Raw genomic sequence first — 11,765 nt, 5'->3', positions numbered from 1 at the left:
TTGTTTCACGATCCGAAGAATACAACCAACGCTGCGCTACACGATGTCATATCGGTTTCGATCAAGCACGTGCGGAGCTCGCAGCCAGGTTCAAAACAACAGACTAAATGACTGGCTATAAGGAAAGGGATTACGTCATTTACACAAAATTCTTGACGCTCCCAAGTGAGTTAAGTAAAAATAAAGCCTTTTACTTACAATGATAAATAACAGTAAAGTTGTTCAAATTATGAACTAACAGGTGATTTAATTACCAATCTTATATGAGGACAACAGATGCTTGGGATTAGAGAAGGTTAAAATGGTGGTCGAAGGTTTCGGTATCAACTAAAAAAGAAAGGAAGGAGGTGGTACGGGAATCAACCAGAGAAAAAGAAAGATATTCCGATGTTGAAAAAGTGCTGGCGTTATCATGAAAAGGGAAAGACATTGCCGTTTTTGTGAATGTAGAAATAGGAGAGATTCTGGACGTTTACGAAGCGGATTGATGAAAGTGCGACGTATGAGCATGACACGCATAAATGGATAGCAGAACAGGCAAAACTATATAAAAGCTATCCGTTTGCGCCCACTGTGGCGGGACTTGGAAGGATGTAGGCATATGATGTACGACCAATTTAAAAAACGTTATGTCAAACGTATGATGCAGGATGCGCCGCATGTGTATATTTCAGAAGATGACATTGTGAAGATGTGGGATGCAATTATCGTCTTTAGTCAGCTGCAGAACGAGGAAAGGAAGCCATCACTGGAAACTGTCAACGAAAAAGAACCAACAGAGAAAATACAGGAACTGGCGAAAGATCTTATTAAAGAAGTGCAAAAAGAATTACAGAAAGAAACGATAGTAGCGGAACCTCCATCGCAAATATCAGAGACATTTGAGCAGTACAACTCAACCGATGTAATAGAAACTAAAGAAGATATATCATTTGTAGAGCCGTGTAAGATGTGTGACGGGCTCGGTTATTTATTGATGGATGTGCCAGGGACACAACATACGCTGTGCCCGACTTGCCGGGGTGCGGGTGATGAAATACATCATCCGAGAAAAAGAAAGGAGGAACCCGAATGGCTGTAATACAAGCGCGGCCGAAGCGTCTGCCGCTTCGGCGGAATGAGTCAAGACAAATAGCCCATGGTTAAAAAATCATTGATCGGCATGAAAAGTGACTGGATGATGAAGGGATCGAACAGTTCCAATCCGCTAAGGTATACTTGAAATGACAAAGCAATTGCTAGATCTGCCACTGTTGCTAAAAAATCCTGTGGTTTTACATCTGACAGTTCAACAACTGCTTTTTTCAGCGACTGACGTACAAGCTGACGCGTTTTTTTTTGACGATGGCCATAATTCCTCTAACGTAAATATTTTAATCGGTATAGAGTCTTTTACTCGTAACAAGAGATGTGACAGAATGGGAATATCAATATGGATCATTAAACACTTAGCTTACTGTGATACGCTGACTGGTTTGTATGTTTATGAGCCAGTCGGTTGCGTAAGGAAATGGGACAGGTGAATTGTGATAAAACAACAGGGATAACAGTGATTATGTTTAGAAAAAAACAAAGGCTTGGAGCGAATATGCAAAGTATGCAGTTACCAAGCGGGGGATGTGATTCTTTCATATGCGGATTTTTTGTATAATTGGAGTTGATTAAGACGGTTTTTCAGGGTATTTGATGCTAATAATTCAATTAAATCGGAATAATTAAAATAAATTTTCTAAAAAAACTTGTAAATAGTAATCATTACGGTTTATTATGTATGAGTAGCATCTATTAAACAAGCTTTTAACTTTTAAATCGTAATCGTTCTTATTTATTGTTGAGGAGTGAATGTAGTGGAAAGTGGAAAAATTCCGGTTACCGTTTTAAGTGGTTATTTAGGTTCGGGGAAAACAACGCTATTAAATCATATTTTAAAAAATCGTGAACAAAAAAGGATAGCTGTTATTGTCAATGATATGAGCGAAGTAAATATAGATGCCTCGCTTATTAAACAAGGAGGGTTTTCGCGTACAGAAGAAAAATTAGTGGAATTGCAAAATGGATGCATTTGCTGCACGCTTCGTGAAGATTTAATTCTTGAGGTAGAGAAGCTGGCTGCTACGGGAGGCATTGATTATATTGTCATCGAATCAACGGGAATAAGTGAGCCTATACCAGTTGCACAAACATTTACATATATAGATGAAAGTCTTGGCATTGATCTATCGAAATTTTGCCGCCTTGATACAATGGTAACGGTTGTGGACGCAAATCAATTTTGGCAGGATTTTGCTTCGGATGAAACATTACTGGATCGAAAGCAAGCTGTCAATGAAGAAGACAATAGAGAAATAGCCGATCTTCTCATTGATCAAATTGAATTTGCTAATGTCATTATACTGAACAAAATGGATTTAGTTGATAAAGCTCATTTAGTTAAATTAAAAGCCATCCTTCAAGTTTTAAATCCCGATGCAAATATAATCAAAACAATCCATTCACAGCTCTCATTGCACCAGGTGCTTAACACTCAATTATTTAATTTTGAAATATCAAGTCAAAGTGCTGGATGGATGAAAGAGCTTAATGAAGAGCATGTCCCTGAAACAGAAGAATACGGTATTGCATCATTTGTCTATCGAAGCAAAAAACCATTTCATCCCGATCGTCTGATGAAATGGATCGAAGAATGGCCGGACGAAGTTGTCCGTGCGAAAGGGTTTCTTTGGCTTGCAACGCGTAACAATGTCGCTGTTTTGCTTTCTCAAGCGGGTCCATCCTTAACGATAGAGAGAGCGGGGGATTGGGTTGCTGCTTATCCAGAAGAAGAACAGCAGCAAATTTTAAAAGAAGAACCTGAGCTATTAGCACGCTGGGATGAGGAATATGGAGACAGGATGACTGAGTTAGTGCTTATTGGTATCGGAATGGATCAAAAACAAATGATCGAAACATTAGACAGCTGCTTACTTACTGAAGAGGAGCTTGTTCAAGAGTGGACAAATTTTCACGATCCACTGCCAAGTTTCTAAACTAACTTTAATATAAATGAGGGGAATAATGATGAGAGTCATAATTACGTTAGCATGTACAAAGAGACAAAATAAACATAAAATTTTTAAAATTAAATCGTAATAATTACGTTTTATATTGAGGAGGATATGAAAATGGCTAAAAAATCGAAAATAGCTAAAGCAAAAAAACAGCAAAAGTTGGTTGAACAATATGCAGAGATTCGCAAAGAACTAAAGGAAAAAGGGGATTTTATAGCTCTAAACAAGCTGCCTCGGGATTCTTCTCCAACCAGAATTCACAATAGATGTGAATTAACGGGCAGGCCAAGGGGATATATGCGGAAATTTAACATGTCGCGTATCGCTTTTCGTGAGCTAGCACATAAGGGACAATTACCAGGAATAAAAAAAGCCAGTTGGTAAAAATACTCACCTATCCTTACAAAAAGAATCCAATTAGTAGAACATTACACTTCTCAAATCGTAATTATTATTATTTGAGAAGTGGATGAATTTTTACAAAAGATAATAAAAAAGGAGGAGGATCATAATTGATCACGATTATAGGAGGCGGCCCAGCAGGAATTGGAATGGGTTTGCTGCTCAAACAAAATGGAATAAAAGATTTTATTATTTTAGAAAAGGACCAAGTTGGTTCGACATTTTTTCAATGGGCTAAAGAAACAAAATTCATTACCCCGTCTTTTACAGCCCACGGATTTGGCCATTTGGATTTAAATGCAATTCTGCCAGATACATCACCGGCTTATACATTTGGAAAGGAGCATTTATCAGGGGAGGAATATGGTGATTATTTGGCTATGATCGCTGAGTACTATGATTTGCCAGTTCGTGAAAATACAACAGTCTATAAAATGGAAAAAAAGGAGGGGAAATATTGGGTGCAAACAAGTGAGCTCGGAGATGGATTCTTTTCAAATTCAGTTATTCTTGCTTGTGGTGAATTCCAATTTCCAAAGCGGCCTTTTACGTATGGGATTCATTATGGTGATGTTACTTCATGGACAGAACTTGAAGGAGATCGGATGATTATCGGTGGTGGTGAAAGTGCAGCTGATGCGGCCTATCACCTAGCTGCAACTGGCCGACAGGTTGATGTTTACTACTCTGCGCATGTTTGGTTTGACAAAGAAGTCGATCCAAGCCGGACATTATCTCCATTTACGAGGGAAAGACTCAAGTCGCCTGTTGTGTCTAATCGAATCGTTGAACATCCCAGCAAAAGGGCGTTATCAATTGAAAAAGATGAGGCAAAGGAGTGTTATCTTGTCCAATTTGAGGACGGTGAGGTCGTAGAAACAGACCGAGAACCAATTATCTGTACAGGTTTTTTGAGCGGCGCGAAACAATTTAAGCATTTATTTGACTGGAATGAAGAGGGGCTTCCGATCTTAACCGAAAAGGATGAATCCACAATTGCTCCTTCTGTTTATTTAATTGGGCCGAGTGTAAGGCAAAAAAATACGATCTTCTGTTTTATTTATAAATTCCGTCAACGGTTTGCGATTATTGCCGAGAATATCTTCTTTCATCACCATCTGTCCTGTAATCCCGACGTTTTTCAGTTATATAAACAGTCTTCTATGTATTTAGATGACTTATCTTGTTGCGAAAAAGATTGTGCATGCTAGGAGAATCGATATGAGGATTGTATTAGTAGGATTGGAATCATCAGGGAAAACGACCTTATTGAAGAGTTTAGTATCAAAGGAAGTCAAAGTTCAAGGATCGAATGTAAAAGGCTCTACTTCTAATGTTTTTGAAGTGAAAGAAGAACAAATCAGGTATGTGGACACACCGGGAATACGCTTAGGAAGTGAACTTGTCTCAAGTCAGTATACAGAAAAAATGGCAGACTCTGCAGATCAGCTTTGGTTTGTGGTAAGAGGAACCCACTTTAAAACAGAACTTGAAGCATTAGAAAAAATCTTTTCATTTAATCATAAATCGGTAGCACTCATTGTTACATTTGAAGATAAAATGGATCGAGAATCGCTGCAAGCATTACATGATTTTAAAGCGAAAACGAAATTCCCTTTGTATGTTATGGATACCCGTACTATCAATTCTAGTGTTGGAAAAAGTGTAATACAACTGGCTAGATTCGTTACTTCATCCGAAATCGATGAACTAGCTAATTTGCCAATACAAAAAGTAAAAGAATCACCAACGTTGTTTCAAAAAAGGGTAATTGGTCCTTACCTAGCTCTTTTTACTGTACTAAGCATCTATGCGTTACCTATTTTCTTAGCATATCAATTTTCGAAAAAAGCAGAGGGTTTCGTAGGATTAAATATTCTCAGGCCCATGAAGAGTTGGTTTTCAACTTTTCCGGAATCATTGAAAACTTTGCTATTTGGGGATTTTGGACTTTTTTCGTTAGGGATCTACTCCTTTATGTGGGCTTTCCCAGTTGTGCTTCTGTTTGGTTTAGCCGTAGCGATTACCGAGGAAAGTGGATTAAAGGATCGGATTACGGACTCGCTAGATCCGCTCATGCGTAAAGTTGGTTTGACTGGACAAGACCTTGTTCCGATCATCAGTGGCTTTGGCTGTAATGTCGTCGCAATACAAGCAAGCCGGAGCTGTAATATATGTACAAGAAAGAATTGTATTTCAGTCATTTCATTCGGTTCTGCCTGCAGCTATCAATTAGGAGCAACACTTTCTGTCTTTGGGGCATCAGGGAATATCGTTTTAATCATTCCTTATATTTTTGCATTGATCGTGATTTCACTTATTCATGTGAAGATTTGGAATAGACGAACGATGGTTCCTCTATTTCAAAAGCGGGAATCTTTTTTACAATGGCCATCAGGGCAAATCTTATGGTTTAGAATTAAGCCTGTTATAAGCCAATTTCTTTTACAAGCTATGCCGATCTTTCTAATCATTTGCTTGATTGTTTCGATGTTTGAGTTACTAGGATGGTTGGACTATTTAAAGAATTTCGTTGCACCGCTCTTAGTAGTGAGCGGTTTATCTACTGAAATTGCACCGGCATTCGTTGCAAGTTTGTTTCGAAAAGATGGGATACTTCTTTTAAATCAAGGATCAGGTAGTGTTTTGGAACAAATGGCACCTGGAGAATTATTTATCGCCGTTTTCCTTTGCAGTACGTTTACAGCCTGTTTAGTAACGCTAATGAAAATCATGAAAGAATTATCTTGGAAGGATGCAGTTATGATTGCTGGAAAACAAATGACAACGAGCATTGTCAGCGTTATCTTGTTTTCCATTCTTTTTTCCATGTATGAATAAGTTATTCACACCATCTTGTAGTCATTGGTGAAAAATAGCTATAAAATGCACAATAAGTAATTGAACTAAAAAAAACCAAGGAAAGACCTTGGCTAAAACGAAGCTGAAAAACGACTAGGACGATGAATAAAGCAGAAGGTGGAGATGGCTGAACTAAAATCATTGTGTACTTATATTTAATAAATCTTAACTGTAGGACGATCCTTTATTTTATCCTCTGAAATAGTCGATTGTACAAAGGATCTCTCATTTTCAGTGTCTGAGGTCGGTTCTTTATATAGTGCAACTAAAGAACAAATAAAGATAACGCCTAAAATCATTGATAGTATCCATCCAAAAAGTTCGATTGGTGACATAATGTGAAGTCTCCTTTCTTTTAAATATTAAGAACTAGTATATGAAGTGAGTATCGGTTTTATGCTTACAGATGGCAAGTATCATTGTTACAACCAGATTCATCAGTATGTTCAAACAGCAAAACAAATATAGGAAAGTGGAGTTAGCACAGAAAAATCAAGTATAAGTGCCAACTAAAAACCCCATCCACCTATAAAAGTGGATGGGGTTTACATGTGTTTATGCGTTTAAATGTATGTCACAGTATTCTTGTACAAGTTCGATTTCATCATCTTCCAGTTCAAAATCAAGCACGCTGTCATCTGCACGATTATGCAAAAATAAGCCCGCTATCTTTTTCTCTGTTTCTGTTACGACATATAGGACACGAATGTAAAAGCCTTCAGCAGAGTATAAATCGTCATCTTCATCAACTGCCGCAAAAAGATGATACTCGTACCGATCTCCTTCTAAAATGCCAAACGGGTCCGCGACCTTTTCTAATTTATGATCAGTAATATTCATGTTGTTGCCTCCTGTTTTTTATTTAGAAAGTGTAATAATCCATTTTTTCAGCCGCCTGATTCCTTCTTCAAACTGGGCGGGTCCTGCGTATCCATATGATAAACGGATGGAACGGGAAGTCCCTTCTGTATAAATACTGCCCGGATGAAATAAAATGCCTTCATTTACAGCTTCTGTGTATAATTCTTTTATTGAAATATCCTGTTTTAATTTCAGCCATATAAAAAAGCCACCGTTCGGGATCCGCCATTCTGCTAGTCCAGATAAGTGGCGTTCTAGAGACGCAGATGCTTCTAGACGCCGCTTTAACAGCTCTTTCCGTACATATTCGAGATGATGCTCATATAATCCTTCTTCAAGCCATTCTGAGGCTACACGCTGCGACAATGAACTCGTCCCGTAGTCTGCTTGCATTTTCAAATTAGCCAAGCGTTCAATGACTGGTTCTGCACCAGCAACCCAACCGATCCGCAGGCCAGGGCTTAATGTCTTTGATAAACTTCCGATATACAAAACATTGCTGTTTGTGTCCATCGATTTTAATGAAGGCGGCGGCGGGGAATCGAGCCAGAGTTCCCGGTAAACATCATCTTCAATAATAGGAAGGCGGTGGGCAGCACAAAATGACAATACTTCTTTTCGTCTCGACTCGCTCATCATGATACCAGTTGGATTATGAAAACAGGGTATCGTATAGAGAGCACTAGGATGATTTGGACGCCATTTCGATTGCAAATCAGCCGTGACCAATCCATCAGCATCCATTTCAATGCCTGTAAGAGACATACCAAGCGATTGAAATGTATGAATGGAATATAGGTAAGAGGGTTCTTCTAAAAAAACAGAGGCGCCACGTTCCATAAGCCCTGAGGCGATCAGTTGAAGTCCTTGCATGGCACCGGATACAATTAAAATGGATGAAGGAGTGACAGGAGTACCTTGCCTTGTCATATATCCTGCAACAGCTTCCCGGAGCGGTTCATAACCGCCACGCTCCTCATAACCTAGTGAGTGGATTTTGCCAGACAGTCGGGCGAGCACATCGTTTAAATATCCGTCGGGAAACACATCTTCCGCCAGTTCCCCTTTACTTAAATCTATAATACCAGTTTCAACGGGATGAGATGGCTGTGTATCTTTTGATCTTGGAAGTGATGCGAGAAGAGACCAAGTATCGTTAGCGATAATCGTACCTTTCCCCATGACACCTTCTATAATTCCATCTTTTTTCAGTAGTTCAAGTGCGGTCACGACGGTGCTTCTATTGACGGAAAATTGATCAGCAAGTACGCGCTGGCTCGGGATTTTCGAACCGGCGGAGCCCCATTTACCGAGCTTAATCTGCTCTTTAATCCAGTCCGCAACGATGTCCGATTTCATTTTAGATTTCATTTTGTCATTGTCCAATGTTCGTTAAATCCAGGAATGCAGCCCGTTTGGTGAAATCAGTCTCCGGATAATAGGCGTTTTTTACTAAAATATTCGGTCCGAGGCAGCGGACAGAGGAGCAATGGCAGCCCGTTTCTTTGGCCAGTTTTGATGCGGTCCACGTTTCATAGGCTTCTTGAAATGAATTTTTTTGAATGTTGCCAAGTGACGGAGCATCCGCAAAATCGGTGACAATAATATCACCTGAAAAAATATTTACATTTAAACGCGACCGCCCATCAGGATCGTTTCGTACTGTGACGTGCTGCTCTTTTTGCAGGCGATAGACAAGTTCCCGATCTCGAACATCTTCATGGCAGGCGAAAAATGGAAGTGTGCCGAACAACATCCATACATTTGGGTCTCTTACGTCCAGCAGATGATGAATAGCTGCTCGCATGTCATCAAGTGAAAGAGATTCAAGGACACTTGCAAAGTCACTCGGATACATCGGATGAATTTCATGGCGTGCGCATCTCATCTCATCAACAACTTGACGATGAATCTTCTCAAGATAAGGAAGCGTCCGCTTATTTAACATCGTTTCTGCGGATACTAAGACATCCGCACTTGCTAAAATTTGACTATTATTGATCATCCGTGTAAACAGCTGCTCTCGTTGTTTATACGACGGTTTGCGCTCCATATGCGCAAAGCCCGCTTCCACAAACTCGTCTACGGTTCCCCAGTTATGCGAAATGTGCAGAACATCCAAATACGGCGCAATCAGCTCGTATCGCGCTGCATCAATCGTCAAATTCGAATTCATTTGCGTGTACACACCGCGCTCATGTGCATAACGAAGCAGCGGCAGTACATAATTTTGCACGGATTTTTTAGACAGCATCGGCTCGCCGCCCGTAATGCTCAACGCACGTAATGATGGGATTTCATCAAGTTTGGATAACAGCAGTGAAAGAGGCAGTGCGTCGGGATCTTTCGTCTGTAATGTATAGCCGACGGCGCAATGTTCACAGCGCATATTGCATAATGTCGTCGTTGTCAATTCAATGTTTGAAAGCTGTATTGATCCAGATTGATCAATGTCCAGATAACTTTCCCAAGGATCAAAAATAGGAGTAATCGCTTTTTTCATATGTGAAACACCTCTTTTTTTCTTTCAACATTTTATTATACCTTCTTTTCGTAAAAAAGAAAAAGATTGTGATAGTGACAATTCAATACATTCATTCAAAAAACGAAGATGTTGTAAAGAAAGAGAACATTTTATTCACACTTTGTTCATAATTCTCATACATAATTATGTTGATTTCTATACATTAAGTTCACATCTTCTTTATATTCGGTGCGTACAATGGATATAAGGATGGGGGAATATATGAAAATTATGGCCCGCCGGGGAGTATCAAGTCTTTACCCCGAAAATACAATGGCATCATTCCAAGCAGCAGCAGATTGCGGTGCAGGTGGCATTCATTTTGATGTACACATGACAAAAGATGGGCAGCTAGTCGTCATTCAGGATGAACACGTAAACAGAACGACAGATGGGACAGGTTTAGTTGCTAATTACACAGCCGCGGGGATTCGCCAGCTACATGCTAGAAAAAGTATAAATTCCACGTTTTCAGGTGAAAAAATTCCTTTTCTGGAAGAGGTGCTTGAATGGGCAGAAGAAGAAAAAATGTCTTTATCCATCGAACTGAAAAACAACGTGATTGGCTACACGATGATGGAAAATACATTATTGCAAGCCTTGTACAGGTTCGGTCTCGAAGACCGCGTTATTCTTTCTTCGCTCAATTTAAAAAGTATGCTCAAAATTCGCCGCCTTGACCCGTTTATCGGGACGGCTTTACTTTGTACAGGAATACCGTCTAATGCCGTACAGATGATGAATAAAATAAAGGCACATGCTATTCATTGTGAAACACCATTTTTATTTTCAAGCGGCAGCCGTCAAGCAGCAGACCAACATATACCTCTGGCTGTAACGATATCGAATGACACAGGAAATAGAGCTATTCTTCGTAATCTAGGTGTGGATACGATTATGACAGATTGCCCTCATAAGTGGCTTGCTCTCACCTTTTAATAGGCAAAACAGTTCATTTGTGCTGTTTTTAATCATATTGCTTTTCATTACTGGAAAAAAACAGTATGATTTGAAATATGAACACATGAGGGGGAATTACATAATGAATAAGATAACAGGTTTCATAGGTGCTGCACTCTTAACAGGTGGCGTACTTGCAGGCTGTTCTGCTGATTCTGAAAATGCGGTTCCAGAAGAAAATACAGCTGAAGAAGCAGTAACACCAGAAGAAACAGAGCCGGTAGTAGAAGAAACAGAGCCAGCGGTGGATGATGCTGCAAGCGATGCTTCTAAAACGATAGAAAATGCAGCTGAAAAAGTAGATGAAGCAACACAAGATTTACAAGAAAATGCGAATGATGCAGCGGATGCTGTAGAGCAGAAAGTAGCTGAAATCGGTGACGCTGTTGAAGAAGCTCCATCAGATGCACAGGAAAGTGTCGATACTGCGACAACACCGAAAGAAGAACCAGCTCCAGCTGTAACGGAAGGAAAGGAAGTAACGGGCACATTTAATGGATTGGCCGATCCTCATACCGTTGAAATTGAGGTAGATGGAGTCCCAGCTGCTTATCAGGTTGATCCAGACGGGGAAGCAATGGCCAAGTTTGCAGAATTAACTGAGGGTGACAGCGTGACATTCGTGTATGTTGAGAAAGGAGAACAGCTCGTTATTAACGAAGTGATGTAACGAAAAAAAGCACATCTTTTTCAGATGTGCTTTCAGACTGTCGACAAAGCCGTTTTCAAATCTTTGATTTGAGGCGGCTTCGTCTTTTTTGTATGCTTGATCAGGCCTGCTCAAGCTGGCTTTAGAGACTTCCACGCCCAGCTTGCCAGTTTCTTAAGGTTCATGGCAGCGAAAGTAAGCATCGCTTGCATGGATAATTTCCCCAGTCCTCTGAGGGTTGTCCAGCGCATGCCATGCTTTTCTTTTGCGTCCGCAAAAACCCGTTCAATCGTTTCTTTGCGTTTTGCATAGATTTCTTTATGTTGCGGAGTGTGCCGCAGATGATCTGCTTCTTCAAGATAGCCTTCCCACACATGCCGGTGGATCAGTTTCATGCGGTTCTGGCTTTGCGTGCACATCGATAAAAGCGGACAGTCCCGGCATTGCTTCGGGCCGGAAG

At 40.1% G+C, this 11,765-nt stretch carries 12 protein-coding genes; 7 read left to right on the top strand and 5 right to left on the bottom strand.

What is annotated here, in order from left to right:
- The first annotated feature begins 601 nt into the window (after window positions 1-601).
- The 5 genes from AWH49_RS13615 to AWH49_RS13590 all read left to right on the top strand — a co-directional run bounded on the left by AWH49_RS13615 (window position 602) and on the right by AWH49_RS13590 (window position 6,290).
- Window positions 602-1,081: a hypothetical protein gene (locus AWH49_RS13615; protein WP_063966159.1), complete on the top strand. Its 480-nt coding sequence runs from the start codon at window positions 602-604 to the stop codon at window positions 1,079-1,081.
- A 766-nt stretch (window positions 1,082-1,847) separates the two neighbouring features.
- A complete protein-coding gene (locus tag AWH49_RS13605; protein WP_063966157.1) occupies window positions 1,848-3,026 on the top strand; it encodes a GTP-binding protein in 1,179 nt (392 codons plus the stop codon).
- A gap of 135 nt (window positions 3,027-3,161) precedes the next feature.
- Window positions 3,162-3,431 carry a 30S ribosomal protein S14 gene (gene rpsN, locus AWH49_RS13600; protein WP_063966156.1) on the top strand — a complete coding sequence of 90 codons (270 nt, stop codon included), beginning with the start codon at window positions 3,162-3,164 and terminating at the stop codon, window positions 3,429-3,431.
- A gap of 128 nt (window positions 3,432-3,559) precedes the next feature.
- Window positions 3,560-4,660, top strand: coding sequence for an NAD(P)/FAD-dependent oxidoreductase (locus tag AWH49_RS13595; RefSeq protein WP_082862845.1), 1,101 nt, complete (start codon window positions 3,560-3,562; stop codon window positions 4,658-4,660).
- Window positions 4,661-4,670: 10 nt separating this feature from the next.
- Entirely contained in the window at window positions 4,671-6,290 is a 1,620-nt protein-coding gene (locus AWH49_RS13590) for a nucleoside recognition domain-containing protein (protein WP_063966155.1), read from the top strand.
- A 176-nt stretch (window positions 6,291-6,466) separates the two neighbouring features.
- Here AWH49_RS13590 and AWH49_RS13585 read toward each other — a convergent pair whose 3' ends face one another.
- From AWH49_RS13585 to yfkAB, 4 genes are all read right to left on the bottom strand, one after another.
- Window positions 6,467-6,646, bottom strand: coding sequence for a hypothetical protein (locus AWH49_RS13585; RefSeq protein ID WP_018392903.1), 180 nt, complete (start codon window positions 6,644-6,646; stop codon window positions 6,467-6,469).
- Window positions 6,647-6,866: 220 nt separating this feature from the next.
- The gene (locus tag AWH49_RS13580) at window positions 6,867-7,151 is read right to left on the bottom strand and encodes a DUF6509 family protein (protein ID WP_018392904.1); all 285 of its coding nucleotides are present in this window, start codon (window positions 7,149-7,151) and stop codon (window positions 6,867-6,869) included.
- 18 nt (window positions 7,152-7,169) lie between these two features.
- Window positions 7,170-8,543, bottom strand: coding sequence for an aminotransferase-like domain-containing protein (locus AWH49_RS13575; RefSeq protein ID WP_063966160.1), 1,374 nt, complete (start codon window positions 8,541-8,543; stop codon window positions 7,170-7,172).
- Window positions 8,544-8,547: 4 nt separating this feature from the next.
- A complete protein-coding gene (gene yfkAB, locus AWH49_RS13570) occupies window positions 8,548-9,675 on the bottom strand; it encodes a radical SAM/CxCxxxxC motif protein YfkAB (protein ID WP_063966154.1) in 1,128 nt (375 codons plus the stop codon).
- Window positions 9,676-9,918: 243 nt separating this feature from the next.
- Between yfkAB and AWH49_RS13565 the strand changes: the two genes are divergently transcribed.
- Together AWH49_RS13565 and AWH49_RS13560 are read left to right on the top strand one after the other, a co-directional pair.
- A complete protein-coding gene (locus AWH49_RS13565; RefSeq protein WP_157723734.1) occupies window positions 9,919-10,635 on the top strand; it encodes a glycerophosphodiester phosphodiesterase family protein in 717 nt (238 codons plus the stop codon).
- 103 nt (window positions 10,636-10,738) lie between these two features.
- The gene (locus AWH49_RS13560; protein WP_063966152.1) at window positions 10,739-11,326 is read left to right on the top strand and encodes a hypothetical protein; all 588 of its coding nucleotides are present in this window, start codon (window positions 10,739-10,741) and stop codon (window positions 11,324-11,326) included.
- Window positions 11,327-11,436: 110 nt separating this feature from the next.
- On the opposite strand, the gene AWH49_RS13555 is transcribed toward AWH49_RS13560, so the two are convergent.
- The coding region (locus AWH49_RS13555) for a transposase (protein ID WP_211268378.1) at window positions 11,437-11,765 on the bottom strand (329 nt) is incomplete at its 5' end.

Origin of the sequence: Domibacillus aminovorans (assembly GCF_001643235.1) — a bacterium.
GTDB lineage: Bacteria > Bacillota > Bacilli > Bacillales > Domibacillaceae > Domibacillus > Domibacillus aminovorans.
This window is presented reverse-complemented; position numbering and strand designations above follow the sequence as displayed.